Here is a 26,112-nt window from a genome sequence, read left to right on the forward strand (position 1 = left end):
ATTTGTTTAACGAGGAGAACCTCAAGCATAGTTATGGCAACTAAATTTCCAAAATTTAGCCAAGACCTTGCTCAAGATCCCACTACGCGTCGGATTTGGTACGGAATCGCTACAGCACATGATTTCGAGACCCACGACGGGATGACTGAGGAGAATCTTTACCAAAAGATCTTTGCTTCCCACTTCGGTCACCTCGCAATCATCTTCCTGTGGACTTCCGGCACCCTCTTCCACGTTGCTTGGCAAGGCAATTTCGAGCAGTGGATCAAAGATCCCCTGAACGTCCGTCCCATCGCCCATGCGATCTGGGATCCCCACTTTGGTCAAGGCGCAATTGATGCCTTTACCCAAGCGGGCGCTTCTAACCCTGTAAACATTGCATATTCTGGGGTTTACCATTGGTTCTACACCATTGGGATGACCACCAATGCTGACCTCTACCAAGGCGCAGTATTCCTTCTGATCCTCTCTTCTCTGTTTTTGTTCGCAGGCTGGCTGCACTTGCAACCCAAGTTCCGTCCTAGTCTTGCGTGGTTCAAGGATGCTGAATCTCGCCTCAACCACCACTTAGCTGGTTTGTTTGGTGTCAGTTCTTTGGCTTGGACAGGTCACCTGGTACACGTTGCAATTCCTGAGTCTCGCGGTGTTCATGTTGGCTGGGATAACTTCCTTTCTGTGAAGCCTCACCCCGCTGGTTTGATGCCCTTCTTCACTGGGAACTGGGGTGTGTATGCGCAAAACCCTGATACTGCGGGTCATGTGTTTGGCACATCCCAAGGTGCAGGTACTGCGATTCTGACCTTCCTTGGTGGTTTCCACCCCCAAACTGAGTCTCTCTGGTTGACTGACATTGCCCATCACCACTTGGCGATTGCCGTGCTGTTTATCATCGCGGGTCACATGTATCGCACCAAGTTCGGGATTGGTCACAGCATCAAAGAGATCCTCAATGCCCACCAGCCCCCCAGTGGTAAGCTCGGTGCCGGTCACAAAGGTCTTTACGATACCGTTAACAACTCCCTCCACTTCCAGTTGGGTCTGGCGCTTGCTTCCTTGGGTGTAATCACCTCCTTGGTGGCACAGCACATGTACTCTCTGCCTTCCTACGCGTTCATCGCCAAGGATTACACTACCCAGGCAGCCCTATACACCCACCACCAGTACATCGCTGGTTTCTTGATGGTCGGTGCGTTTGCCCACGGTGCGATCTTCTTCGTCCGTGACTACGATCCCGAAGCGAACAAAGACAACGTTCTTTATCGCATGCTGGAGCACAAGGAAGCCCTGATCTCCCACCTCAGCTGGGTATCTCTCTTCCTCGGTTTCCACACCCTCGGACTCTATGTCCACAACGATGTAGTAGTTGCCTTCGGTACCCCTGAAAAGCAAATCCTTATCGAACCTGTCTTTGCTCAGTTTGTCCAAGCGGCTTCTGGTAAAGCACTCTACGGCTTTGATGTACTTCTTTCCAACGCTGATAGCATCGCTTCCAATGCAAGTGCGGCTTATCTTCCCGGCTGGTTAGACGCCATCAACAGCGGTTCTAACTCTCTCTTCCTCAACATTGGTCCTGGTGACTTCCTCGTTCACCATGCGATCGCCCTCGGTCTCCACACCACCACTCTTATTCTTGTGAAAGGTGCGTTGGATGCCCGTGGTTCTAAGCTGATGCCCGATAAGAAAGACTTCGGCTACAGCTTCCCCTGTGATGGCCCCGGTCGTGGCGGTACTTGTGATATCTCCGCTTGGGATGCCTTCTACCTCGCAATGTTCTGGATGCTGAACACCCTGGGCTGGTTGACCTTCTACTGGCACTGGAAGCACCTCGGCATTTGGCAAGGTAACGTTGCTCAGTTCAACGAAAACTCCACCTACCTGATGGGCTGGTTCCGTGACTACCTCTGGGCGAACTCCGCACAGTTGATCAACGGCTACAACCCCTACGGTGTAAACAATCTCTCCGTCTGGGCTTGGATGTTCCTCTTCGGACACCTTGTTTGGGCAACTGGTTTCATGTTCCTCATCTCTTGGCGTGGTTACTGGCAAGAGCTGATCGAAACCATCGTTTGGGCCCACGAGCGCACTCCCCTGGCGAACATTGTTCGTTGGAAGGACAAGCCCGTTGCGCTCTCCATCGTTCAGGCTCGTTTGGTTGGTTTAGCTCACTTCACGGTGGGTTACGTCCTCACCTACGCGGCCTTCCTGATTGCTTCGACGTCAGGTAAGTTTGGTTAATTAAGTTCTTCTGAAAATTAACCTGCTAAAATCTCACCCCTTGTCTTTTAGGCAGGGGGTTTTCGCTTTGCGATGAAAAAAACCCTAGGACAATGGGCCAAATATCCTAGAAAAGGCGGAAATAGTTTGTTTCTGCACAAAGGAAGGAAAAAATAACGCTATGCTGGACACAAACTTGGCAAGCTTAGAATTTTTATGGCGAGTGAGAAAAAATCTGGGTTAGGAATGTTTGGGGGGGTCTACACCCCTTCTATTTTGACCATCCTTGGGGTGATCATGTACCTCCGGTTTGGTTGGGTTGTGGGTAATGCAGGATTGTTAGGCTCCCTCGCCATTGTTACCCTCGCCAATGCCATTACCTTTTTAACGGCCCTTTCGATCTGTGCGATCGCCACGGATAAGGTGGTTCGTGTGGGGGGCGCTTACTACATGATTAGTCGCTCTTTGGGACTAGAAACCGGCGGGGCGGTGGGAATCCCGTTGTATTTCGCCCAGGCCTTTTCGGTGGCCCTCTACACCATTGGTTTCGCAGAGAGTGTTGTCCAAGTTTTTGGCGGCTTAAATCAGCTTTATGTGGCTTTGATTGTGACGATTTTGGTGGGAGTTTTAGCCCTTACGTCCGCCAGCATTGCCATTAAAGCCCAGTACTTCATTATGGCGGCGATCGCCCTTTCTCTTGTTTCCTTGGTTCTGGGTCGCCCCTTGTCCGAAGCTGGAGATATTCTCCTATGGGGTTCTAGCGCTGAGGTGACAGTCCCCTTTTGGACGGTTTTCGCGGTATTTTTTCCGGCAGTTACGGGGATTATGTCTGGCGTAAATATGTCCGGTGATCTCAAGGATCCGATTAAAGCAATTCCCATTGGTACTCTGGCTGCCGTGGGTACTGGCTATGTTATTTACATGCTCATTCCGTTGCTGTTGGCCCAACGGGGAGATACAGCTAGCCTCATTGAGGATCCCCTGGTGATGCAACGCTTGTCTGTTTGGGGGCCAGCAATTTTATTGGGGGTCTGGGGAGCAACGCTCAGTAGCGCAATTGGGAGTATCCTCGGTGCCCCTAGGGTTTTACAAGCCCTCGCCCGGGATGGCGTGTTGCCGCCATGGTTAGGTTTTCTGGGATCTGGTAGTGGGTCGGAGGATGAGCCGCGTATTGGCACCATTGTCACTTTGGGGGTGGCGATCGCCGCTGTTTGTATTGGTGATCTCAACATCATTGCGCCGGTGTTGACGATGTTTTTCTTGACCACCTATCTCGTCCTCAATATTTCCGCTGGTATTGAAACGCTCCTCCAAAGTCCTTCCTTCCGACCGACCTTTAGGGTGCACTGGGCGCTTTCTCTGTTGGGGGCTGTGGGCTGCCTTGGGGTGATGTTTTTAATTAATACGATCGCCACGGTCGTTGCAGCCTTGATCGTGACGATCATTTACTTTTGGCTACAGCGGCGGGAACTCCAAGTCACCTGGGGAGATGTTCGGCGTGGTTTGTGGATGGCCCTGATTAGTAAAGCGATTTATCAAGTGGCGGGAGCTGAAGATAGCAAAAACTGGCGGCCTCACCTCCTGGTGCTTTCTGGGGCACCCCGAAAACGTTGGTCTTTAATCGAGCTAGCAGATGGTTTTAGTCACAATCGGGCCTTGATGACGGTGGCCACAGTGCTCCCCGAAGGTTCCCGTGATCCTGGCCAACAGGTGAAAATGGAAACCACAATCCGTGATTATTTGGCCAAACGGGGTGTGAAAGCTTTGGTGCGCCTCAGTACCGCAGATGATCCCTTTGTTGGCGCCTTAAATTTAATTGAAACCTATGGCCTAGGAGATTTAACCCCCAACACGGTTTTGCTGGGCAGTACAGAATCACCTGAACGATTTGCCGCCTACTGTCATCTTTTGCAGCAGGTTCACATTGCCCAACGCAATATTATTATCTTCCATGAAAATCCAGAGCGGGTTTTTGGTCGTAAAAAACGGATTGATATCTGGTGGGGCGGGGTTCAGAGCAATGGCGGCTTAATGTTGATGCTGGCTTATTTGCTCCGTACCGATATCCGGTGGCGCAGTGCCCAGATTTACCTCAAGCTGGTGGTACAGGATGCCACAGCCGCCCAGGCCGCCCGTTTAAACCTAGAGTCCCTGATTAGTAGTGCCCGCATCAAAGCAGAACCAATGGTTATTATCGCTGGCGATCACTCCTTTGAAGATATCCTGTACCAATCCTCTGCGAGTGCAGATCTTGTTTTCCTTGGCATGGCCCGCCCCCACGAGCCCGCCGATTTCCAGGATTATTACAAAAGCCTTTCCCAACGGGCCCAGAACCTACCAAGCACCGTGTTTGTTCTCGCCGCCCCAGATTTTGCCTTTGCAGAAGTGGTGGGCGCTCCCCGAAAAGTGGGCACTTAAGTCTCTAAAATAATTTTTTGGCTAGTTGCGTATTAACGACATATTTTCAAAAGAAAAATAGCTTTTGTGTGACATTCAAGCAACTTTGCCCCGACAATGGGAACAATTCTGACCAATAGCAAAATTCAGTATGTCTGAGCGGAAAATTACAGTATCTTTTTCAACGCTGCTGTTGATTGTCGGGGCAGTGCTATTGCTATTTTTACTCTGGCAATTACGTAGTCTACTGGTTGTGCTCATGATTGCTGTCGTCATTGCAGCGACCCTTGCACCAGTGATTACCATCGCTGAATCTTTCCGGGTGCCCCGCTGGCTGGCAGTGATCGGTGTGTACCTCGGCTTGATCTCAATTCTCACGGGGGTAGTTTTACTCATTGGCCCCACGGTAGTTGATCAAATTCAAAAGTTGATCCGGAAGCTACCCCTGTATTTAGAAATTGTTGGGGTTTTGGTTCAATCCTGGGCCGTGCGCTTGGGCATGACAGAGCCACAAGTTTTAGAACAATTGAACCGTCTTTTTGATTTGCAAGCGTTGACAGCCTGGGCCTTCCGTTCTTCCCAAGAGCTGCTGATTCGTTCCTACGGCATTACGCGGGGGGTCATTGGGGGCATTTTAAGCTTGATTCTGGCGTTTATGCTCTCTGGTTATATGCTGTCTGGTTCTGACAAATTAATTAAAGGCTTTGTCAGTCTTTTTCCGGCTCCCTGGGATGAACAACTTCTGGAACAGGTGCAGCCCATGAGCGAGCGGATGGGAAGTTATATTCAAGGTCGGATCGTGGTTTCGGGGATTCTCGGCATTGTCATCACCATTGGCCTAAGGCTGCTGGGGATTTCAGAATTAGCCCTCGGTTTGGGGGTGATCGCGGCGGTGACAAATTTAATTCCGTTTTTTGGGCCTGTGCTAGGTGCTGTGCCGGCTTTAATTGTGGCGATCGCCCAGGGAGGATGGACATTTTTATCCGTCCTACTGCTTTTTACCTTGATCCAAAACCTCGAAACCTATGTATTAGATCCGTTATTAGTCGGTTCTTCGGTCAAAGTGAACCCGCTTTATCAGTTGTTGGCGGTTTTGGGAGGGGCCCAGGTGCTGGGAATTTTAGGCGCGGTGATTGTGCCACCCTGGGTTGCGGGAGCCGCTGTACTGCTCGATAATCTTTACCTCAAAACAAAACCATTACCCGTGTCCCTCACCTCAACGGCGACTCCGTCCCTGTCCGACAGCCATAAATCTGAGAAAAATCAAGTCTAGGCAGCAATTATTTTGGCGTTCTCTGACAAATTTGCTCTCCCTTGTTCTATTTTTAAAGTTTTGAAACGGAAAAATTGTTGAAATCTATGTAAATTAATGCTTTCAGCGATCCATATTGAGCAAAGAACGCTTAGAATAATGCAGGAAAACCTTGCAACAAGATAAGTTTGACCCGCAACAGTGCAAAATATCTCTTCTGGGATTCTTGTTTTGCCTGGTTTTTTTACCTATACTTCTCACAATATCTAAAATTCAGGAGATTTTTAATGAATAAAGGCGAATTAGTCGATTTAGTCGCTGAGAAAGCTGGTATCAGCAAAAAGCAGGCAGATTCTGTGATTAGTGCCACCGTAGAGGCAATCATGGAAACCGTTGCCAATGGTGACAAAGTAACCCTCGTCGGTTTTGGCTCCTTTGAACCCCGCCACCGCAAAGCGAGAGAAGGTCGCAATCCCAAGACCAACGAAAAAATGCAAATTCCAGCAACCACAGTGCCCGCATTTTCTGCTGGTAAACAGTTTAAGGAAATGGTTGCCCCTAAATAGAAGTTGGCTTTGGTCGGACAAACTAAAAATGTGTACGGAGGCTTAGATGGTCACAACGTTGACTCTCTGGGCTTTTTTATTTTTTGACTGATCGATATTACTGCGTTGTTAAGCCGCCAATAAACGCTTGAGGGTTGTGGCCACTTGTTCTTGTTCTGGGATGCTGAGGTCGGGGAACATAGGCAAAGACAGCACCTGGTGAGAACATTGCTCAGCAATGGGAAAGGCTCCGGATTGGTAGCCAAAGGTTGCAAACACGGGCTGGAGATGTAGGGGTTTGGGATAGTACACCATCGCAATGATGCCCTCGGCTTGTAGCTGGCTACGGAGGGTATCGCGATCGCCGGCTTGAACGAGGATCGTGTATTGGTTCCAGACATGGGTTCCACCAGGGGTCGCTTGGGGGAGTTGAATGCCTTCGATCCCAGCCAGCAATTCATGGTAACGGTGGGCGATCGCCTGACGTTGTTGATTCCAAAGGTCGAGGTGACGCAATTTAACGGCGAGAATCGTGGCTTGCACCGCGTCTAACCGACTATTTACCCCCAGCACTTCATGTTGATAGCGGACCTTGGAGCCGTGTTCCCGGAGCATTTTGATCTGCCCATGGAGATCAGGATTGTTGGTCGTCACAGCACCACCATCGCCACAACCGCCTAAATTTTTCGTCGGAAAAAAGCTAAAACAGCCAGCATCTCCCCAGGCTCCCACTTGGCGATCGCCCCATTTTGCTCCCGTGGCCTGGGCACAATCTTCAACGATAAACAGGCTATGTTTTTGGGCAATTTCCCCAAGACGGGTCATATCCACAGGTTGTCCAAATAAATGAACGGGGATCACGGCCTTGGTACGGGAAGTAATGGCCGCTTCTAGTTGATCGAGGTCGAGGTTGAAGGTTGCAGCGGTAATATCAACAAAGACAGGGGTTGCGCCACACATGGCAATGGCTTCTGCAGTGGCGATAAAAGTAAAAGTAGAGGTGATCACCTCATCGCCAACGCCAATCCCAAGGGCTTTTAGGGCCAGATAAAGGGCATCGGTGCCGGAGTTGCAGCCGATGGCAGAGTTAACTTGGTGATAAGCGGCAAAATGTTTTTCGAATTCGCTTACTGCTGTCCCCCCGATATAGCGACCGGAACTGAGCACTTCCAAGACGGCGGCATTGGTTTCATCGGCAATGGTTGCATACTGGCGCCCTAGATCAACGGGAGGAATTTGGCTCATGGGTGACGGTGATTTTTTGGGTAGGAATTCGCATAAAAGCGTAAATATAAATGTTATAGGTTATGGGAGTGAAAAAAAAAAGCGCATGGGTGAATTTATTGCCTTAGATCCGGGAGATTTGGGCTGGGCGTTGGGACTAATTGCCTTGGCGATCGCCCTGGCCCGGTGGCAAAAGTTGGGGCTAGAGGGGCAGCTTTTACTCGCAACGGGACGGACAATTTTGCAATTGTTGGTGGTGGGCTATGCCCTGGAAATGGTCTTTGCCTTGGCGCACCCATTGGCGGTGTTAGGGATTGTTTTGGTGATGTTGACTATTGCGGCGATCGCCGCGAAAAATCGGATTAATGATCGGGTTAAATTGCCGTTGATCTGGGGATCAATTTTTATCAGTTTCAGTGTGCCGTTGGCGTATACCCTACTGGTGATTGTGCAGCCGGAGACTTGGTATGACCCCCAGTATTTGATTCCGTTGGCAGGGATGGTCTTGGGGAACGCGATGAATAGTGCTTCCCTGGCGGGAGAACGGCTCAGCAGTCGGATTAAAACCAGTCGTTTGGAAATCGAAACCCAGCTTTGTCTCGGTGCAACTCCCAAACAGGCGATCGCCAGCTACCGTACCGAAGCGATCCGCGCCAGCCTAATCCCGACGATCAATTCTATGATGGTAGTAGGTTTAGTGAGTTTGCCGGGGATGTTTACGGGGCAAGTCTTATCGGGCATTGATCCGCTTAATGCTGCCTCCTATCAAATTTTGATTCTCTTTTTGATTGTGACCATTAACCTCATCTGTACTTCCCTGGTAACCGAGGGCCTTTATCGGCAATTTTTTAACCCCACTGCCCAGCTCACCCTCTAAGTTTTGCTCCTTACCAATCCTTGCTAGACTGAATTTCCATATTTGCCGCGATCCATCTCTCACGGAAAAACGACCATGTTTGCTGCTGCCGCTGCCCGCCCGACAACACCCGCCATTCCCCAAGACCTCTTTGGGGCGATCGCCGATCTCAAACAAGACCTCAACGCCATCATCCTCGCCCACTACTACCAAGAAAATGACATCCAAGACATTGCCGACTACATTGGTGATTCCTTGGGATTAGCCCGCCAAGCCGCCGAAACCGATGCCGAAGTGATTGTCTTCGCCGGGGTACATTTCATGGCAGAAACTGCCAAAATTCTCAATCCCAATAAACTTGTGCTTCTGCCCGATCTCGATGCCGGTTGTTCCCTCGCCGACAGTTGCCCCCCCGCCGAATTCGCCCAATTTAAAGCCAAGCACCCAGACCACATCGTCATTTCTTATATCAACTGCACCGCCGAGATCAAGGCGATGAGCGATATTATCTGCACCAGCTCCAACGCCGTCAAAATCGTCAACCAAATTCCTGCCGACCAACCGATCATTTTTGCCCCGGATAAAAACCTCGGTCGTTACGTGAGTGAACAAACCGGACGGGATCTCCTCCTCTGGCAGGGCAGTTGCATTGTCCACGAAACCTTTTCCGAAAAACGTATCATCGAACTCAAACTCGAACATCCCGACGCGGAGGTGCTCGCTCACCCTGAATGCGAAACTCCTGTGTTAAACCATGCTGACTTTATCGGCTCCACGACCGCCCTACTAAAACGCTCCCAAGAGAGTGCCAGCCAGACTTTCATTGTCGCCACCGAACCGGGCATCATCCATCAAATGGAAAAGGCCAGCCCCAGTAAAACTTTTATCCCGGCCCCTTCTACCAGTAACTGTGCCTGCAATGAATGCCCCCATATGCGCCTTAACACCCTAGAAAAACTTTATTTGGCCATGAAACATAAAGCCCCGGAAATCACTCTTAGCCCCGACATTGCGACGGCTGCCTTGAAACCGATTCAGAAAATGCTAGAGATGAGTGTCTAGAACAAAGGCGTTAGTCGCGGCAAAATAGACGGTAGCAAATTGACAAAAATCCTTTAGAGTAAATTACATTCCCTATTTGGGAAGTAAAACATTTGTAAATCTGTGTAAGTCAAGCAAAAAGATTGCCCATTCCCTTGCTATAAATTGGAATGATAGTAATGGGATGTACTTTCTTAGAGAATCGTGGTTTTTCCCCGATTTTTACGCAAAGATAGTGAAGTGATTGGCCCCCTTGTCCCGGAATTTTCCAAGAAACCTATGAGTATTGATCAAATTGTTGAACAAGCCCTAAAAGACGGCTATCTCACCCCGAGCATGGAAGCGGAAGTTGGACGCATTTGCGATATGTCCTCTGAGCTTTCCATTGAGGAATATATGGCGCTAGATCGCCTGATGGGGGCTTTGCTCACGGGGGAAGTGATTGCTGTCCCCCGGAAACAATTCATCAATGTTATGGAGGAGCTAGTTATTAGCCGCTCCATTGCCCGGGTCGCTGAGATCGAGGCGAGTAGCACCCAAAGTTTGGATGTAGGGGATATTGCGGCCTATGCCCTAAACCGTTTGCCACCGCTCTACGCAACGACGGAAGAGGGAGCGAACTATCAGCGTCAAAAGGCCCGTGAGGAATTGCAGGGTTTAATTAATGAACAGGTGGATGCAGCCCTGTCTCGCTATCTAGACCGACCGGACTTTTTCCCTGAGCGCCAGGCGATCGCCTCTCCGAACCAAGACAAGAGCATGTTAGCCCAGGTTAGTAAGCTCCTGGAAGGCTATGCACCGGGCTTTGAACAGGAAGAGAATGTGTTTTCCTAGGACTGGGGGCTGACACTTAGAGCTAGGGGCTGGAACTTTTTTCTGGGCCGTAGGGTCTTTGCAAGAAGAAGTCCCGTTATGAGTTCTTTGTGAAGAGAGCATGAACCGATCCCTTTCTATCCCCATTCCTTCCCAGCAGGGAGTCGTTCCCAAAAGTGGTGTGTCTCCGGAAAAACTCTCTAACTATGATTTAATTCTCCGTTGCCAGGCGGGTAGTAAGCCTGAGCGGGCTGCTTTCGTGGAATTATTAAAACGTTACCAGTCCCATGTGGATCGACTCCTCTACCACCTCGCTCCGGATTGGCAGGATCGGTCTGATTTATCCCAGGAAGTTTGGATTCGGGTTTATCGCAATCTTCAGCGTTTGAATGATCCCCAAAAATTTAAGGGTTGGCTGAGTCGAATTATTACAAACCTCTTCTATGACGAGCTACGCAAACGTAAACGGGTTCGTCGTCCCCTCTCGTTGGACAATCCGTTTCAGACCCAGGATGGAGAAGTGGCTTGGGATGTGGCTTCTGATGATCCCAGCCCCGATGATGATCTGGCAACCCAGGAATTTTACGAACATTTACGGGAGGCGATCGCCGAACTACCAGAAGTCTTTCGCACAACAATCGTGCTGCGGGAAATTGAAGGGCTCGCCTACGAAGAAATTGCGGAAATCACCGGGGTTTCTCTCGGCACCGTCAAGTCAAGGATCGCCCGGGCCCGGGCCAAGTTACAGGAAATGCTCCAGCCCTATTTGGCAGACTAGATAATGAAAGCTTTTCTCAGCGGCAAACCGATGGCGATCGCCGAAGAGGGGGTGACCTAGAAATGAAAAAAAACCACACTTCTCACCAACACCACACCGATTCTGAAACTCCTATGGGCCATAATTTTGAGCAGTTCCAGCGCCTGAGCGCCTATTTTGATGGGGAGGCCACCCCAGCAGAACGCAAGGAAATTCAGCACCTCCTGGATACTGACCCCCAGGTCAAACAGCAATATCAACAGCTACGGCAACTCAAACAAGCACTACAGTTGCTGCCCATTCCCACCAGCATTTCAGCCCAATATCTCGGTCAACGGGTATTGGCGCGGTTGCGTCGTTCCCAGTTACGCACCCTTTCCCTCTGGGGCAGTGGGGCGATCGCCGCTCTCTTCGTGGCTGGGGTTATGGGTCAGATGCCGCGCCTTAACCTTGATCGCTTTGCTAAAAATGACCCCGATCAGCAACCCACCGCTGCCCTAGTCGAAACGCCTCCCCAGGGAGAAGAAGCCCTTGTGGTCGCTCTGAATCGCCCAGTTCTCCAAATTCCCAAACTGGCCACCACAGAGTCGCCCTAATGTTTCGGCTGATGTTAAGTTTTGCCCACATCGTCCATGGTGAGCTGCCTCGCCGTGGATTTTTGTTTGGGGGGAATTTCGATGTAAAAAAAGCATTATTTTTTTTCTTTTTTCCATCACAAAACCAGGATTCTGTCTTCTGATAGACAGACAACACAAAAAATAAACATGACCATAAAAAGTTTTTACTTTAACCCCTTGGCAGGTTGTAACAAAAATTCATATAATCGGAGGCGAACGCAATAATAAGTATTTTTTCCTAGTCCTATGGATAGCTTGCAAATCCCGTGGCTCACTACGGCGATCGCCTTTCCGCTTTTGGCCGCCCTTGTCATTCCCCTCATCCCCGACAAAGAAGGTAAAACCATCCGCTGGTATACCCTAGGCGTTGCCCTCACCGATTTTGCCCTTTTAGTCACTGCTTTTTGGCAAAACTACGATCTCGGTCGCACAGAATTTCAACTCACTGAAAATTTTGCATGGATTCCCCAATTGGGGTTGAACTGGTCCCTAGGCGTTGACGGTTTGTCAATGCCTTTAATTATTTTGGCGACCCTGATCACCACCTTGGCGACCCTCGCGGCCTGGAACGTCACCAAGAAGCCGAAACTCTTTGCGGGCCTCATCCTCGTGATGCTGAGTGCACAAATCGGTGTTTTTGCCGTCCAGGATTTGCTGCTGTTCTTTATTATGTGGGAATTAGAGCTAGTTCCTGTGTATCTGCTCATTTCCATTTGGGGCGGAAAAAAACGCCTCTATGCGGCCACTAAATTTATTCTCTACACGGCCCTAGGTTCTGTTTTCATCCTCGCGTCTACCTTAGCCCTTGCTTTCTATGGCGGTGACGTGACCTTTGATATGCAAGCCCTGGGATTAAAGGATTATCCGCTGGCGTTAGAATTACTGGCCTATGCTGGATTTCTCATTGGCTTTGGCGTTAAATTACCTATCTTCCCCCTCCACACTTGGCTACCGGATGCCCATAGTGAAGCGTCTGCGCCGGTCTCCATGATCCTTGCTGGTGTGCTCTTAAAAATGGGTGGCTATGGTTTGATTCGGTTAAACATGGAAATGTTGCCGGATGCCCATATTCGTTTTGCTCCCCTGCTGATTGTTCTAGGGATTGTCAACATTGTTTATGGGGCGCTGACCGCCTTTGGACAGACCAACTTAAAGCGACGTTTGGCTTCGTCTTCTATCTCCCACATGGGTTTTGTCCTCGTTGGGATTGCTTCATTCACCGATTTGGGAATGAATGGTGCCGTGTTACAGATGTTGTCCCATGGTTTCATTGCGGCGGCCCTGTTCTTCCTGTCTGGGGTCACCTATGAACGAACCCATACTTTAATGATGGACGAAATGAGCGGTATTGCGCGGTTGATGCCCAAAACCTTTGCGATGTTTACGGCGGCGGCGATGGCGTCTTTGGCACTACCAGGGATGAGTGGTTTCGTCAGTGAACTGACCGTCTTCCTCGGTTTAAGCAATAGTGATGCCTATAGCTATGGCTTTAAGGCGATCGCCATTTTCTTAACGGCGGTTGGGGTGATTTTAACGCCCATTTACCTGCTTTCAATGCTGCGGGAAGTATTCTACGGCAAAGGCTCCCAGGCTCCACTTAGTCTTGCGGCGGGGGAAGATGCCAAACCGAGAGAAATCTTTGTGGCAGTTTGTTTGCTGGCTCCGATTATTACCATTGGCCTTTATCCAAAACTGGCAACGACTACCTATGATCTCAAAACCGTTGAGGTCGCCTCGAAGGTACGGGCCGCTTTACCGTTGTATGCAGAGCAACTTCCCCAAAATGGCGATCGCCAAGCGCAAATGGGTTTAAGCTCGCAAATGCCGGCCCTGATTGCCCCTCGTTTTTAGCAATCATTGGATGCTTTCCATTGATAAGCTCCTTGGGTTAGCACCATAAATTTAGGAAAATAATCTGAAACGGATGGGCTCTAAGTAGCCCATTTTTTTGTCCGAATAAATGCTGCTCAGACTACATATTCTCTAGAGCCATTTAATCTGCCAAAATTTCTGGTCTGCCGTGCGCTGTTCCTTTTCTGTGAGCCAAGCGGGCATCGGACGATAGGTGCCAAAAAGCCGATCCCACCAATCAACACCGATCCCAAAATTATGGTGCCACTGATTGTATTTATGGTGAACGTAATGGACGGGCATCGGTAGCCAAAAACATTTAACCGGGTTGTCATGTTGCAATTGGTGGGCGAAGGCAGCAAAGGCCGCGTAGAAAAAACAGCCCAGAAACCAACTGATTCCTAGGGTCAGAGAATGGAGAAAAAAAGGCAACATCACAACATTAATCCCGAAAACATAGTTGCGAAACTCCCAAAGAAAACCCTGGCCAGTACCGCCAACATGATGTTTGGCATGGCCTTGGCCCAGTTTAGGAAAAATTCGCTTCAGGGGATGCTTGGGGGAAGCATGGAAAATTCGGTGAATCCAATATTCCAGAAAACTACCGAAGATAAAGGCCAGGCTGAAGATGAGTAAAGGCAACAAAATTTCCATAGGTCACACTTGCAGTTCACGCAAAACTTCAATAGAGTAAACAGGCTATGTTGGCTACAACCCTTGCGGTTCGCCATGATTGGGCCAGGGAACATTTGTGAACTTTTGTATTATAGTTGTCTCGGCAAACCTTTGGGTCTCAACAGTGAAGGCCGTAATTTTTTTTTCGTCACGAATCAATGGCTAAATTTTTTTGGGCAGACCGCATTCTCCGCAAAATCTTAAAAAATTTCAGTTGGTTGCTCTGTGGTCAAATTCTGACGGCGATCATCAACTTCTGCTATCTCAGTCTCACGGCCCATGCCCTTGGGGTTGAGACTTTTGGGAGGTTAATTTTACTCCGGGCTTACATTGAGCTTTTGATTGGCTTGACAACTTTTCAGTCATGGCAAGCGTTAATTCGTTATGGCGCTGATTATGTAAAGAATAAGGATTCTAAGGGTTTATGCGAGTTATTTAAATTAACCACTGGCCTGGATCTTCTGGGTTCTTTGGGGGGGTATCTAGTTGCTGTTGCGGCGGCGCCGTGGGTCGGGCCAATCGTGGGATGGGAGCCGCAGACGATCCATGCTGTGCAGCAAGCCAGTATTTTGATGCTTTGTACCCTTGGCTCAACCCCTATTGGTTTACTGCGACTCGATGATCGCTTTGATCTACTCGCGGCCCAACAATTGGTGCCACCGCTTACGCGTCTTGTGGGCACTCTCATTGCCCTCTGGCTCGATGCTCCTTTGATGGGCTATCTTCTGGCTTGGTTATGTGGGGAGGCACTTAATGGTCTTTCGCTATTGGCTTTGGGTTTGTGGCAAGCCCATAAAAAGCAAATTTTGCGTCGTTTGGATTGGTCTTTGCCGGATTTTTTGTTTGGCGATCGCCGTGTTCTAAAATTTTGCTTTGTTTCTAATCTGAATTCTTCTTTACCCCTGGCGATCACCCTGAGTCCGTTGATTGTCGGCGCGGTGGCAACCCCCAGCGCTGTGGCCTTGTTTCGGGCTGGCTACGAATTTTCGACCCCTTTCCGAGAACTCGCTTTAATTTTTACTCAGTCGGTTTATCCTGAATTAGCCCACTTGAGTGCCCAAGGACGCTGGCGCAAATTTCAAAAGCTGCTGTGGAAACTAGGGCGGGTGCTCCAGGGGATTGGTTTTATTTTGCTAATTGCCATTCTGTTGGGGGGTAAAGGGTTACTCTACTACGCGATGGGGGAAGAGTTTACGGCGGCCTATGGCACCTTAGTTTTGCTGATTACCGGCGGTATTTTGATGATGGGGAACTATCTGCTTGAACCAGCCCTGTTTGCGATGGAAATGCCCCATATCTCACTGCGAAATAATGCCACCGCCATTCTTCTTTTCTATCTGCCGTTACTGGTGGTTTTGGCTTACTATTACGGAGCTTTGGGGGCAGGCATGGCGACTCTCATTGCCAATGGTGTTGGGTTTTCACTGAATTTATTCTGTACGTGGCGGGAAGTGCAACGACGTTCGACACCAACGCCGGAATATTTAACCCGTTGATCGGATTTGGGTTTCTAAATAACGAACCCATTGTTCACTGGGATCAAGTTGCGTCTCTCGATTTTGGTTTTGCTTTTGGATATTGTTTTGCAGCCGTTGGCGATCGCCTTTAGAGTCGATCAACTGAGCTAGCTGCTGGATAAAATCTGCTCCGTCTTCAGGTTGAAACAAACAACCATTGACCCCAGGCTCAATCAGATTCCGTGCCCAGTCACAGTCCGGGGCTAAAACGGGGGTCCCCACATAGAGGGATTCTTGCACTGTCCGGCCAAAAGTTTCTTTAAGGGAAGCAGTCACATGAAGATCCACGTTCGCTAAGAGGGCTGGCACCTGCTCGTGGGGCACCTCGCCCAGGATCACCGTCGGTAAGCTTTGGGCAAATTCACTATTGGCGATCGCCTCTGCTAATTCTCCCCGGCCTGCTACCAGTAGTGTGAAATTTTCAGTAATGTTTGCTCGACCAAGTTCCGGTAAATGCTTCAGAATAAAAGCCCAATTTTTATCGGGAGACAGTCGCCCCAAAAAAAGAATTTTGACCCGCTGATCCAGGTCTGGTAAGCCATAATGCTGCTGAAAAAAATTGGTCTGTTTTAGGGCTTGGGGATTCGCAATTTTCGGCGGGCCAATCACGGGCATATAAACCACATTTTCTAGTTGCCATTGCTTTAGGCGCTGTTCAATAAAATGACTGCCTACCAGAGTGACAGAACATTTGCCATAGAGCCGACGGGTTAGGGCTAAAGCGGCCCATTTCGCTGGCCCAATTAACCAAGCCGGGGCATAGTCCTGGAGATAATCGACAAAATTCGTCCGGTAACAGCCGATATAGGGAATATTTCGCGCTTGGGCATAATCCCACCCCGGTAAGGCGAAAAGCGTCGTCCAAAGCCGTTCTGGTTCTTCGACTTGAATCAAATCTGGCTGGAATTCCTCTAATGCGGTTTCAATGTGTCTTAAACTGCTCCGCTTGGGATTGCGTTCCTGGGGAATCCCCAACCAGGCCACACTGGGCAACGGCACAATTGCGACATTTGCAAACAAATCGCCCACATAATCAGCCCAACGGGGATAAATAGCGGCGACTTCCTGGTAACTGGAAACAAAACAGAGCACCTGATGTCCCTGGGCAGATAGGACTTTTAAACGTTCAAATAGCGTGATGCTCACCCCATCGTGGGAAGGCAAAAAGGTGCTCGAAATAATCGCAATTTTCATCGCCACCCTTTAGAGGCTATTGGCCAGGGCCGTGACATCACTATCAGCGATCGCCAACTGCCATTCCCCCAAACCGTTGAGGGTACCCGCCAGATACTGCTGACGACAGGCTTGCCGCTGAATTTTACCGCTAGAAGTTTTGGGGATACTGCCCGTTCGCAAGAGGACAATACCGTAAACTTCCACCGTATGTTCTTCGTAAACAGCCTGGCGAACTGCCCCAACAATTTCCTCTAGATCAAAGTGACGGACATAGCTCCGTTCCAATTCTTGAACCACCACCAGTCGTTCTTCATCGGCGGCCTCCACGGAAAAAGCCGCACCCGCACAGGGACGCAGAGCTGGGTGACATTGCTCCACAGTCAGCTCAATATCCTGGGGATAACGGTAACGGCCCCAAAGAATCATTACGTCCTTCGTACGTCCGGTAATAAAGAGTTCGCCATCTTTTAAAAAGCCGAGATCCCCCGTACGGAGATAGGGGCCTTGGTTATCCACATAGGCTTGGAAGGTTTCTTTTGTGATTTCTGGCCGTTCCCAGTAGCCTTTACCAATCCCTTTACCTGCGGCCCAAATTTCGCCCACTTGGCCTTCGGGAAGTTTGGTTTTGGTTTCCGGGTCAACGATAATCACCTCGTCGTCAAGCCATGTCCAGCCACAACTGACAATGCCCCGACTGCCATCGGTACTGATGATCGCTTGGTTTTGTTCGAGGGCTTCGGGGGCCATATATTGCACCACTGGCGCTTTTTCCTTGGAGCCGCCACTGATGAACAGAGTCGCTTCGGCCATGCCATAGCAAGGATAAAAGGCTTCGCGACGAAACCCGCAAGGGGCGAAGGTCTGGGCAAACTTTTCGAGGGTACTGGCCCGGACAGTTTCAGCGCCACTATAGGCCACATCCCAAGAGTTGAGATCGAGGGTTTTGAGTTGTTCTGGGGTGACTTGGCGAGCAACCAAATCATAGGCAAAGTTCGGGCCACCACTGGTGGTGATGCGGTGCTGGGAGATGATCTCTAGCCACCGGACAGGCTTTTGTACTAGCTCGATGGGAGACATCAGAAAGGCCTCAAAGTTGCCGTAGAAGGGCTGGAGAACACCGCCGATCAAGCCCATATCGTGAAACATGGGGAGCCAACTGGCCATCCGGGTTTCGGGACTGTGGCTAAAGGATTTGTAGATCACGGCGGAGTTATGGAGCACATTACCATGGGTGACCATCACGCCTTTGGGTTTCCCTGTGGAGCCGGAGGTGTATTGCAAAAAGGCGAGGGTGTCGTCGGTAATGTTGGGGGCTTGCCAGTCTGCTGCGAGATCTGCGGGAATTTCATCCATCGCAATTACTTTGACTTGGCTAAATTTGCGCACAAGACCAGCGGCCTGGCGGGGGGCTTTAGTGAGTTTCTTTTGGAAATAGTCAATGAGGGCGCGGGTTGTGAGGATTCCCTTGGCCTGACAATCTTCTACCCGTTCCATGAGCTTTTCGAGGGCATCATCACTGCGACTGGGGTTAATGGTGACGGCGATCGCCCCGGCATAGAGACAAGCGTAAAAACTAGCAACAAATTCGAGGCCCGCCGAGTAGGGGAACACTAACAAAATGCGATTGCCCGGTTCGATAAAGTTTTGCAAATGGGCGGCGATCGCCTTTACCTGGTGCTCTAGTTGGGCATAGGTCAGGGTTGTGAGGTTATCTTCGCCTGAAATAAAGTGATAGGCGGTGCGGTCGGGGGTGCTGTCAACGCGGTGACGAAGCAGATCAACAATGGTTTTCGCAGAATGGGTCATGGTGGGCGATCCCATGGGGTCAGGGTAAAGGAAAGGGATAAAGATTTAGTGTTGGCGGGCGCGGGCCACCAGTCGATCAAAATACCATTGCAGGACGGGGGCCAGCAGGCTATGGAGGCGATAAAGTAGTTGCATTTCCAAGCCAGGGGTAATAACGAATTGTTGTCGCTGAATACCCCGGAGAATGGTGGCGGCAACCCGTTCTGCTGTCCACATTTGGGCGGTCTCTGTAATTAACTTGGTTTCCGGCGGTTTTGTCAAATTTTCGGCGGCCAGTTGGGGGGTATCGGTATCGGGCGGATAGGCGATCGCCACCTGAATCCCCTGGGACTTTAATTCTCCCCGGAGAGATTCGGCCAGACCCCGCAGGGCAAATTTACTCGGACTGTAGGGGGTATAGCCAAACAAACCCACTAGACCCGCTCCAGAGGAAATCATCACAATTTGGCCCTGGTTTTGGGCACTCATTGCTGGGAGGGCAGCGCGAATCGCATACAACGTGCCGAAATAATTTACCGTCATGGTTTGTTCAAAAATCTCCAGGGGCAGTTCCTGAAAATAACCGGGGTGGGCCATGCCCGCTGAGGTGATTAATAAATCCGGCGCTCCAAATTTTTCCATGGCTGTGGCGATCGCCTGTTCAATTTCCAACCGTTGGGCCACATCCGCCGTGAGGGTTAAACATTGCTGCTGGGCATCGGTAAAAGCTTCTTGAATCTGAGTTTGCGCTACCTGGAGCTTAGTGGGACTGCGGGCAATGATTGAAAGATTGACATTCCCCTGTTGAGCTAACTGACAGGCGATCGCCAAACCAATCCCACTCGATCCCCCCGTAATAATTGCGTGTCGCATCTATTCAGCCTCGATTTCAGCCAGAAATTGCTGACCGACTTCCGCAAAAATTGCGAGGGCTTTGTCTAAATGTTCCTGGGTGTGGGTCGCCATCACACTGGTCCGGAGGGCGGCTTTATTACGAGGCACCGCCGGATACACCGCTGCATTCACATAAACTCCCGCCTCTAGCAGCGCCTTACAGAATTGCATACATTTAAAATCATCGCCAATGTGTACCGTAATAATCGGCGTTTGGGCGGTACCCACAGTAAACCCAAGGGACTGTAACCCCCGTTGCCAATATTGGGCATTTTCATGGAGCTTTTGCACCCGCCAGGGTTCGGCGATCAAAATATCCAAGGCCGTGGCAGCCGCAGCCAAGGAGGTGGGGGGTATAGAAGCCGAAAATAACATTGACCGCCCGTTAAAACGAATCCAATCAATCACCTTTGCTTCGGCGGCGACCCAACCGCCAATGGAAGCCAAACTCTTGGAAAAAGTGCCGCAAAGAATATCACTGCTGCCGATTATCCCGAAATGCTCCTCCGTCCCCCGGCCCGTTTTTCCCAAAACACCCAGAGCATGGGCATCATCTACTGCGAGGGTAGCCCCATGGCGATCGCATAATTTCCGAATTTCTGGTAGGGGCGCAATATCCCCCGTCATTGAATACAGACCATCAATCGTGACCATTGTCGCGGACTCTGGCGTCACCTGGATCAATTTTTGTTCTAAATCTTGCAGGTCATTGTGCTGGTATTGAACTACCCGGCAGCGACTCATAAACGCCCCATCGTAAATGCAAGCATGGGCCTCACTGTCGAGGATCATCGTTGTATTTTCGTTCATCAAGGCAGAAATAAAGCCTAAATTCGCCTGATATCCCGTGGTAAAGACTAGAGCATCCTCATGACCGACGAAGGCGGCAAGTTTTCGCTCAAATTCTCGGTGTTGGCGGGTCGAACCATTGAGCAATCGTGATCCCGTTAAACTCGGCCCTTCTTCTAGAGCGGCCTTGGCAGTGGCTTCTCGTACTCGGACATCGGCAGTCAGCCCCAGATAATTATTGGAGCCCAACATAATTAGTTGTCGCCCTTCAAAAATACAGGTGGCCCCTTCATTGCGTTCAAGGGCTCGGAAATAGGGCAGTAGATCATTGGCTCGCAATTGATCCGGCAGGTTAAACTCCCTGGCTTTATCGAGGACATTGCGGCTTGGTTTATAAGCGAGGCGCAACCGTTGGTCGAGATCAATGCCCTCTGCTTCTAGCTGAGTCGCTTGGGGGAGATGTCCGTTTTGGTGATGTTGGGATTCTTGGGGGAGATTAGCTAGAGTCAGGATATCTTGGGCGAGTTGGGCAACGGTAAGATCCTCAAAAAATTTTTCAAGGGGCACTGTTAAGTCGAATTTTTGCTCGATGTAATGCTTGATTTCAACAACTTGCACGGAATCTAGGCCCAAAGCGGCGATGGGTTGATCGTCTTGGATAGTATCAAGGGGCAACGAGAGGGCTTGGGCCAATTGTTCGCGGAGGGGTTTAATTAAGTCAGTGGTCGGCTGGGAGGGTTGTTGTTTCTGGGGAGGATTAAAACTTTGGGCGGAAGCATGATCTACTTCACCCAGGACGCTGCGGCCCACAACCATCAACTCATCGGCCAGAAACGCTTGACGGCAACGGTGTCGTTGGATTTTACCGCTGGACGTTTTCGGGATACTACCGGTTTTAATCAGGATGATGCCATAGGTTTGTAGTTCATGGTTTGCGGCGATCGCCTGACGGATTTTTTGGGCGATCGCCTCGACATCCAGATTTCGGAGAAAAGTTCGTTTTACCTCTTGCACCAGCATTAGGCGTTCTGTACCGTCAATTTCTACCGTGAAGGCCGCCCCGCAATTTTCCCGGAGAGCTGGGTGGGATTGTTGGGCCGTGAGCTCGATGTCGTGGGGATAGTGATTTTTTCCCCGGACGATAATTAAATCCTTGAGGCGACCGGTAATGAACAGTTCTCCTGCGGCGATAAAACCGAGATCACCAGTGCGCAGGAAAGATTTTTGGTGGTGATTGAGAGTTGCCGTAAAGGTTTCTTGGGTGGCAATGGGGGCATTCCAATAACCCTGGGCGACACTGTCCCCCCGCACCCACACTTCCCCAGTCGTCCCTTCAGGACAAGGGGCAAAAGATTCCGGATCAACGATCGCCACCTGGGTGTCATGGTAGGGTTGGCCACAACTGACAAATAGATTTTCTGACTCTGCCGATGAATTGGTGGTAATCGGCGCTCGTTTTTTGTCACCCCCTGTGATGAAGAGGGTCGCTTCGGCCATGCCATAGCAGGGATAAAAGGCCTCTGGCCGGAAACCACAGGGGGCAAATTTTTGACTGAATTTGTCGAGGGTCACCGCTCGCACTGGTTCCGCACCGCTGTAAGCAAGATTCCAACTGCTTAAATCCAGATCGGCTAGATCACTGTCCGTCAGGCGATCAACACATAGATCATAGGCAAAATTTGGCCCACCGCTGGTCGTAGCCTGATACTTGGCGATCGCCTGGAGCCAGCGACGAGGATTAGTTAAAAACGCCACCGGAGGCATCAAAATACTGGGAAAGCCCACGTAAAGCGGCTGGAGTACATGGCCAATGAGACCCATATCATGGAAAAGGGGCAGCCAACCGACCCCGATACTCTTTTCGCTATGGCCAAAGGCGGTTTGAATCAGTCGCTGGTTGTGAAGGATATTCCGGTGGGAAACCATCACGCCCTTTGGTGTCCCCGTAGAGCCAGAAGTGTATTGCAGAAATGCTAGATCATCCCCCTGAATTGCCTGGGGCTTGAAGCCTTGGGGAGCTTGTTCTAAAGTATCCGTCGCCAAAAAGGTTAGATCCTGAAACGGTTCTGCTTGGGCAAATCTTTGTTGAATATCTCCTAACAAAGCCTCGGTGGTCAGGGCAAGTTCGGCCTGGGCATTATCGGCGATCGCCAACAGGCGCGATAATTTTTGGTTGCGCTTCGGCGGATAGACAGGCACCGCAATCACCCCGGCATAAAGACACCCCAGAAATGCTGTGATAAACGCCAACCCAGACGGATACAGCAACAATGCCCGTTCCCCACGCCAGGGGGCCAGATGGGAGGCGATCACCTTTGCCTGGGTTGCTAATTCTTGATAGGTAAGGTGACCAGATTCAGTTTCTCCATTTTCTAAAAAAACATAGGCTTGGGCATTGGGTTGGCTGCGTGCCCGCTCATTGAGGATATCGAGCAACGATGCTTGTGCCTGGATAGAATGCTGGAGAAACGTCATAAAGCAGTAAATCAAAAGCTAAGGGGACGCAACAGTTTGTGGAGCCTGACCTTAAGGAATAATAAAGGAGTTTTCTAATTTTGTTATGCAGAAATATAGCCTAATGTTGTCAATCCCGGTATTTTTGCCCCAGTATTTAGAGCATTGAGAATGAGAATTACCAGTCCCATTTTCACAACCTCAAGTCAATGGGCACAGCTCCTCCGGTTGAATCAGTATCGGCCAGACAGCGGCTCAATCACCGGGAAAGACCATAGGCGATCGCCGATCGCCCCCTAGGTGCCGTAAAATCATAGCGCTAATGGGCTAGAAAAACGAGACAGGGCATTTTCCGACTTGAACTCGCCAGTATCTAGTCGGGAAACGGCTAGGGGATATTTTTTGTATGGACGTAACTGGATTCGAACCAGTGACCCCATCGATGTCAACGATGTACTCTAACCAACTGAGCTATACGTCCGGGTTGCAAACAGTATATAAATGTAGCACTAGCATTTAAGAATATGCAAGCATCTCGGCAAAGAAAAACAGAAGGATTGCTTTATCAGGGATGTTTGATTAAAATGGCATCGATTATTCAGGCTATCGAGTCCCCTTACGATCTTTGAGTCAATCTTTAGATATTCCGACCCTTGACACCCTGGCACAGGAGCTAGCTGCCATTCAACAAACTGGCTCTAAGCGCATTGCTCTTCTCGGTTCTCGGCATGTCCCGATTACCCACCAGCACCTGATCGAAATGATGAGCTATGCCCTAGCCCTAGGGGGAAATCGAATTATCACCTCCGGCGCAACGGGGACAAACTCAGCGGCGATTAAGGGTGTAATGCGGGCTGATTCGAGCCTTTTAACTGTAATTCTGCCCCAGAGCCTCGAAAAGCAACCCCGTGAATCCCGTGTGGAACTCGAAAAGGTCGTGCATTTGGTCGAACATCCCGAGAATGATGAACTTTCTCTGGGAGAAGCCAGCAGCCTGTGTAATAGTGAAATTATCTCCCGCTGCCAACAACTAATCTGTTTTGCGTTCCATGACAGTGACACCCTCCTGCAAACCTGCCAAGAAGCAGAAGAACAGCGAAAACTTGTCACCCTCTTCTATTTCGATTAATTTTTTGTGCTACCCATTTGCCCAGTTGTTTAGGATTAATCCATGAATCTGTCTGTTTCTGCTGTCCTTATCTATTCGTTGATCGGCGCGGTATTTCTGGTTTATCTACCCTATGGGGTGGTGGGCTATGCGCGGGTTAAACTGGCTGGTCAAATGAGCGATCGCCTGGAGATGTTTCGGCGGCCTAGGGCAACGGTAGATCTATTGCCAGATTATGCGCAGCGGGCCAATTGGGCGCACCAAAATGCTTTTGAAGCGTTGGCGGTTTATGGTGTTGCTTGTTTGTCTGCGTTGGTAACGGGGGTGGATTCTCCCTGGGCAAAAATTGCGGCGATCGCCTTTTTGGTGGCGAGAACCCTCTACCCGTTGTTTTATATCCTCAACATTCCGGTGTTGCGTTCGATGATGTTTGCCGTGGGGAATATCGCCAACATTACGCTTTTTGCCTTGAGTGCGATCGCCGTCCAGAGCCTCTAGGAAAATCCCCAGAGCCTCGCACAACGTTTACAGGCCAATGTGAACCTTGAAATTTTTATCTGTTGAATTCAGCTAAGTATCTTTATGGCTTCTACAAATTCCTTTGATGTGGTGAGTGATTTTGATCGTCAGGAAGTGGTCAATACCATTGATCAAGCTCTCCGGGACATCAACACGCGCTATGACCTCAAGGATACCAAGACTACCATTGAGCTGGGAGAAAACACCATCACAATTAATACTGCCAGCGATTTTACCCTCGATGCAGTGCAAACTATCCTGGTCACTAAGGCCGTTAAACGGAACCTGTCACCGAAGCTTTTTGATTATGGCGAGGCAGAATCCGCCAGTGGTGGCCGCGTGCGCCAAGTGATCACCCTGCGCCAGGGCATTTCTAAGGATGATGCGAAGAAAATCACCAAGATGGTCAAAACAGATTTTAAAAAAGTGCAGGCTTCGATCCAAGGGGATGCTGTCCGCATTTCGAGCAAGTCAAAGGATGACCTCCAGGCAGTAATGCAGGCGGTGCGAGATTTGGATTTCCCGATGCCGATTCAGTTTACGAACTATCGCTAATAACCCAAGCCCGTAACGCTGAGAAATTCTAGATTGTAATAGGACAAAACATAGGCGATCGCCAACAATAGACCGCTGGCAAAGTGAAACTTGACCGCAAAAAATTTGCAGTTACTCACCTTGTCGGGTTGGTCATGGTTCAGGCGGACATGGTTGATCAGGCTCAGGGCAAAGGGGGCACTGGCAAACGTGAGGAGCATCCAGGGTGACCAAGTGCCGACAGCCACCAATAGGCAGGTCAAAACTAAAACGGCTCCCAAACTGTAGGTCAATACCTGCGCCCCTTGGTAGGTGCCGAGGCGGACAATGGGTGATTTTTTCCCGGCGGCTAGGTCATCTTCGGCCTGGTGAAAATGGGAGCAAAACAAAATAATACTCGTCGTCAAAGCAACCCAAGTCGAGGCCCAGACCGCATTGAGCGTGAAGGTTTGGGCTTGGCTATAAAAGACTCCCAACCCCGTAATCCAATAGGCGAGAAAACAGACAAACTCGCCAATGCCGAGATAACCCAACCGAAACGGTGGCCCCTGGTAGGTATAGGCGATCGCCGTTGCCAGGAGCAACAAATTAAACACCATCCAATCCTGCTGCAGATAGCTGATTAAGGCAATTCCGGTGATTCCCAGACCCAAAAAACCGAGGGCAATGCCAAAAACCAGTTGGCGATCGCCCGTGAGATTGACCACCGAAGTCGCTTTATTGACATCAATGCCCGTGTCCGCGTCGAACACATCATTACTCAGGTTCATCCAAGCAATTAAGCAAATTGCCGCCCCCAGGAAAAGCCCAAACCGCACCGGGTTAAACACCCCAAATTCCCCATAGGCCGCTGCCGTTGTCACGATCACAGGGGTCACCGCCACCGTATAAATGGGGGGTTTAATCGCCGCAAGCCAAAGACGACGGGTAGCTTTCGGACTAGAGGTGGGTGGGTTTTCCGTGAGCATTAGTGATTAAATGAGCCAATTCTTCAGAAAAGTGTACCTTAACCTTTCCGCAAGGGGGGAGGAGCGAAGCAATGCCCCAATACACTTTAGCTGTGAAAATCTGCTTGCAAATGTTGGGCATAAAAA

The 26,112-nt window shown here is 50.0% G+C and carries 22 protein-coding genes and 1 tRNA gene; 15 read left to right on the plus strand and 8 right to left on the minus strand.

The window, feature by feature from the left end:
• The first annotated feature begins 33 nt into the window (after positions 1 to 33).
• The 4 genes from psaB to AWQ22_RS09995 all read left to right on the plus strand — a co-directional run bounded on the left by psaB (position 34) and on the right by AWQ22_RS09995 (position 6,429).
• Positions 34 to 2,235 carry a photosystem I core protein PsaB gene (gene psaB, locus AWQ22_RS09980; protein ID WP_012307572.1) on the plus strand — a complete coding sequence of 734 codons (2,202 nt, stop codon included), beginning with the start codon at positions 34 to 36 and terminating at the stop codon, positions 2,233 to 2,235.
• Positions 2,236 to 2,430: 195 nt separating this feature from the next.
• Positions 2,431 to 4,632: an amino acid permease gene (locus tag AWQ22_RS09985; protein WP_065710988.1), complete on the plus strand. Its 2,202-nt coding sequence runs from the start codon at positions 2,431 to 2,433 to the stop codon at positions 4,630 to 4,632.
• 130 nt (positions 4,633 to 4,762) lie between these two features.
• Entirely contained in the window at positions 4,763 to 5,884 is a 1,122-nt protein-coding gene (locus AWQ22_RS09990) for an AI-2E family transporter (RefSeq protein ID WP_065710989.1), read from the plus strand.
• A 266-nt stretch (positions 5,885 to 6,150) separates the two neighbouring features.
• Positions 6,151 to 6,429 (plus strand): HU family DNA-binding protein, encoded by a 279-nt coding sequence (locus tag AWQ22_RS09995; protein ID WP_012307575.1) that lies wholly within the window; start codon positions 6,151 to 6,153, stop codon positions 6,427 to 6,429.
• A 108-nt stretch (positions 6,430 to 6,537) separates the two neighbouring features.
• On the opposite strand, the gene AWQ22_RS10000 is transcribed toward AWQ22_RS09995, so the two are convergent.
• Entirely contained in the window at positions 6,538 to 7,653 is a 1,116-nt protein-coding gene (locus AWQ22_RS10000; protein ID WP_065710990.1) for a DegT/DnrJ/EryC1/StrS aminotransferase family protein, read from the minus strand.
• A gap of 85 nt (positions 7,654 to 7,738) precedes the next feature.
• On the opposite strand from AWQ22_RS10000, the gene AWQ22_RS10005 reads away from it, so the two are divergent.
• The 6 genes from AWQ22_RS10005 (at position 7,739) to AWQ22_RS10030 (ending at position 13,567) form a co-directional block, all read left to right on the plus strand.
• Entirely contained in the window at positions 7,739 to 8,509 is a 771-nt protein-coding gene (locus AWQ22_RS10005) for an ABC transporter permease (RefSeq protein WP_030006459.1), read from the plus strand.
• A gap of 75 nt (positions 8,510 to 8,584) precedes the next feature.
• Entirely contained in the window at positions 8,585 to 9,550 is a 966-nt protein-coding gene (gene nadA, locus AWQ22_RS10010) for a quinolinate synthase NadA (protein ID WP_065710991.1), read from the plus strand.
• 258 nt (positions 9,551 to 9,808) lie between these two features.
• Positions 9,809 to 10,363 (plus strand): late competence development ComFB family protein, encoded by a 555-nt coding sequence (locus AWQ22_RS10015; protein ID WP_030006461.1) that lies wholly within the window; start codon positions 9,809 to 9,811, stop codon positions 10,361 to 10,363.
• A 100-nt stretch (positions 10,364 to 10,463) separates the two neighbouring features.
• Complete coding sequence (locus AWQ22_RS10020) at positions 10,464 to 11,120, plus strand: sigma-70 family RNA polymerase sigma factor (protein ID WP_012307580.1); 657 nt, start codon at positions 10,464 to 10,466, stop codon at positions 11,118 to 11,120.
• A gap of 62 nt (positions 11,121 to 11,182) precedes the next feature.
• Complete coding sequence (locus AWQ22_RS10025; protein ID WP_157094611.1) at positions 11,183 to 11,695, plus strand: anti-sigma factor; 513 nt, start codon at positions 11,183 to 11,185, stop codon at positions 11,693 to 11,695.
• A gap of 267 nt (positions 11,696 to 11,962) precedes the next feature.
• Entirely contained in the window at positions 11,963 to 13,567 is a 1,605-nt protein-coding gene (locus tag AWQ22_RS10030; RefSeq protein ID WP_065710993.1) for an NAD(P)H-quinone oxidoreductase subunit 4, read from the plus strand.
• 132 nt (positions 13,568 to 13,699) lie between these two features.
• On the opposite strand, the gene AWQ22_RS10035 is transcribed toward AWQ22_RS10030, so the two are convergent.
• Positions 13,700 to 14,221 (minus strand): sterol desaturase family protein, encoded by a 522-nt coding sequence (locus AWQ22_RS10035; protein ID WP_065710994.1) that lies wholly within the window; start codon positions 14,219 to 14,221, stop codon positions 13,700 to 13,702.
• A 179-nt stretch (positions 14,222 to 14,400) separates the two neighbouring features.
• On the opposite strand from AWQ22_RS10035, the gene AWQ22_RS10040 reads away from it, so the two are divergent.
• Positions 14,401 to 15,738, plus strand: a complete 1,338-nt coding sequence (locus AWQ22_RS10040) for a lipopolysaccharide biosynthesis protein (RefSeq protein ID WP_065710995.1) — start codon at positions 14,401 to 14,403, stop codon at positions 15,736 to 15,738.
• On the opposite strand, the gene AWQ22_RS10045 is transcribed toward AWQ22_RS10040, so the two are convergent.
• From AWQ22_RS10045 to AWQ22_RS10060, 4 genes are read right to left on the minus strand one after another with little or no spacing between them, the layout of a single operon-like run.
• Complete coding sequence (locus AWQ22_RS10045) at positions 15,727 to 16,953, minus strand: glycosyltransferase (RefSeq protein ID WP_065710996.1); 1,227 nt, start codon at positions 16,951 to 16,953, stop codon at positions 15,727 to 15,729. The two genes, AWQ22_RS10040 and AWQ22_RS10045, sit on opposite strands and share 12 nt — an antisense overlap.
• A 9-nt stretch (positions 16,954 to 16,962) precedes the next feature.
• On the minus strand, positions 16,963 to 18,741 hold the full coding sequence (locus tag AWQ22_RS10050; RefSeq protein WP_065710997.1) for a fatty acyl-AMP ligase: 1,779 nt from the start codon (positions 18,739 to 18,741) through the stop codon (positions 16,963 to 16,965).
• Between the two features lie 45 nt (positions 18,742 to 18,786).
• A complete protein-coding gene (locus tag AWQ22_RS10055) occupies positions 18,787 to 19,593 on the minus strand; it encodes an SDR family oxidoreductase (RefSeq protein WP_065710998.1) in 807 nt (268 codons plus the stop codon).
• Positions 19,594 to 22,878: an aminotransferase class I/II-fold pyridoxal phosphate-dependent enzyme gene (locus tag AWQ22_RS10060; protein ID WP_065710999.1), complete on the minus strand. Its 3,285-nt coding sequence runs from the start codon at positions 22,876 to 22,878 to the stop codon at positions 19,594 to 19,596.
• Positions 22,879 to 23,028: 150 nt separating this feature from the next.
• On the opposite strand from AWQ22_RS10060, the gene AWQ22_RS17290 reads away from it, so the two are divergent.
• Positions 23,029 to 23,157 carry a hypothetical protein gene (locus AWQ22_RS17290; RefSeq protein ID WP_257784297.1) on the plus strand — a complete coding sequence of 43 codons (129 nt, stop codon included), beginning with the start codon at positions 23,029 to 23,031 and terminating at the stop codon, positions 23,155 to 23,157.
• A 107-nt stretch (positions 23,158 to 23,264) separates the two neighbouring features.
• Here AWQ22_RS17290 and AWQ22_RS10065 read toward each other — a convergent pair.
• Positions 23,265 to 23,338: transfer RNA gene (locus AWQ22_RS10065), tRNA-Val, on the minus strand.
• A 144-nt stretch (positions 23,339 to 23,482) separates the two neighbouring features.
• On the opposite strand from AWQ22_RS10065, the gene AWQ22_RS10070 reads away from it, so the two are divergent.
• From AWQ22_RS10070 to AWQ22_RS10080, 3 genes are all read left to right on the plus strand, one after another.
• Positions 23,483 to 23,986: a hypothetical protein gene (locus AWQ22_RS10070; protein ID WP_012307590.1), complete on the plus strand. Its 504-nt coding sequence runs from the start codon at positions 23,483 to 23,485 to the stop codon at positions 23,984 to 23,986.
• A 42-nt stretch (positions 23,987 to 24,028) separates the two neighbouring features.
• Positions 24,029 to 24,463 carry an MAPEG family protein gene (locus tag AWQ22_RS10075; RefSeq protein WP_012307591.1) on the plus strand — a complete coding sequence of 145 codons (435 nt, stop codon included), beginning with the start codon at positions 24,029 to 24,031 and terminating at the stop codon, positions 24,461 to 24,463.
• A gap of 84 nt (positions 24,464 to 24,547) precedes the next feature.
• Positions 24,548 to 25,039, plus strand: a complete 492-nt coding sequence (locus AWQ22_RS10080; protein ID WP_012307592.1) for a YajQ family cyclic di-GMP-binding protein — start codon at positions 24,548 to 24,550, stop codon at positions 25,037 to 25,039.
• Here the strand turns inward: AWQ22_RS10080 and menA are convergent.
• Positions 25,036 to 25,986, minus strand: a complete 951-nt coding sequence (menA, locus tag AWQ22_RS10085; protein ID WP_065711000.1) for a 2-carboxy-1,4-naphthoquinone phytyltransferase — start codon at positions 25,984 to 25,986, stop codon at positions 25,036 to 25,038. The two genes, AWQ22_RS10080 and menA, sit on opposite strands and share 4 nt — an antisense overlap.
• Positions 25,987 to 26,112 lie beyond the last annotated feature (126 nt).

This window comes from Picosynechococcus sp. PCC 7117 (assembly GCF_001693275.1).
In the GTDB taxonomy this organism is placed as follows: domain Bacteria; phylum Cyanobacteriota; class Cyanobacteriia; order Cyanobacteriales; family MRBY01; genus MRBY01.

Bases quoted from the DNA above. Each gene is read 5' to 3' on its own strand.
- AWQ22_RS10000 (WP_065710990.1), bottom strand. From the start codon at position 7,653: ATGAGCCAAATTCCTCCCGTTGATCTAGGGCGCCAGTATGCAACCATT.
- AWQ22_RS10075 (WP_012307591.1), top strand. From the start codon at position 24,029: ATGAATCTGTCTGTTTCTGCTGTCCTTATCTATTCGTTGATCGGCGCG.
- AWQ22_RS10005 (WP_030006459.1), top strand. From the start codon at position 7,739: ATGGGTGAATTTATTGCCTTAGATCCGGGAGATTTGGGCTGGGCGTTG.
- AWQ22_RS10060 (WP_065710999.1), bottom strand. From the start codon at position 22,878: ATGACGTTTCTCCAGCATTCTATCCAGGCACAAGCATCGTTGCTCGAT.
- AWQ22_RS10045 (WP_065710996.1), bottom strand. From the start codon at position 16,953: ATGAAAATTGCGATTATTTCGAGCACCTTTTTGCCTTCCCACGATGGG.
- AWQ22_RS10040 (WP_065710995.1), top strand. From the start codon at position 14,401: ATGGCTAAATTTTTTTGGGCAGACCGCATTCTCCGCAAAATCTTAAAA.
- AWQ22_RS10015 (WP_030006461.1), top strand. From the start codon at position 9,809: ATGAGTATTGATCAAATTGTTGAACAAGCCCTAAAAGACGGCTATCTC.
- AWQ22_RS10050 (WP_065710997.1), bottom strand. From the start codon at position 18,741: ATGACCCATTCTGCGAAAACCATTGTTGATCTGCTTCGTCACCGCGTT.
- AWQ22_RS10020 (WP_012307580.1), top strand. From the start codon at position 10,464: ATGAACCGATCCCTTTCTATCCCCATTCCTTCCCAGCAGGGAGTCGTT.
- AWQ22_RS10035 (WP_065710994.1), bottom strand. From the start codon at position 14,221: ATGGAAATTTTGTTGCCTTTACTCATCTTCAGCCTGGCCTTTATCTTC.
- AWQ22_RS17290 (WP_257784297.1), top strand. From the start codon at position 23,029: ATGAGAATTACCAGTCCCATTTTCACAACCTCAAGTCAATGGGCACAG.
- AWQ22_RS10055 (WP_065710998.1), bottom strand. From the start codon at position 19,593: ATGCGACACGCAATTATTACGGGGGGATCGAGTGGGATTGGTTTGGCG.
- menA (WP_065711000.1), bottom strand. From the start codon at position 25,986: ATGCTCACGGAAAACCCACCCACCTCTAGTCCGAAAGCTACCCGTCGT.
- AWQ22_RS09990 (WP_065710989.1), top strand. From the start codon at position 4,763: ATGTCTGAGCGGAAAATTACAGTATCTTTTTCAACGCTGCTGTTGATT.
- nadA (WP_065710991.1), top strand. From the start codon at position 8,585: ATGTTTGCTGCTGCCGCTGCCCGCCCGACAACACCCGCCATTCCCCAA.
- AWQ22_RS09995 (WP_012307575.1), top strand. From the start codon at position 6,151: ATGAATAAAGGCGAATTAGTCGATTTAGTCGCTGAGAAAGCTGGTATC.
- AWQ22_RS10025 (WP_157094611.1), top strand. From the start codon at position 11,183: ATGAAAAAAAACCACACTTCTCACCAACACCACACCGATTCTGAAACT.
- psaB (WP_012307572.1), top strand. From the start codon at position 34: ATGGCAACTAAATTTCCAAAATTTAGCCAAGACCTTGCTCAAGATCCC.
- AWQ22_RS09985 (WP_065710988.1), top strand. From the start codon at position 2,431: ATGGCGAGTGAGAAAAAATCTGGGTTAGGAATGTTTGGGGGGGTCTAC.
- AWQ22_RS10030 (WP_065710993.1), top strand. From the start codon at position 11,963: ATGGATAGCTTGCAAATCCCGTGGCTCACTACGGCGATCGCCTTTCCG.
- AWQ22_RS10080 (WP_012307592.1), top strand. From the start codon at position 24,548: ATGGCTTCTACAAATTCCTTTGATGTGGTGAGTGATTTTGATCGTCAG.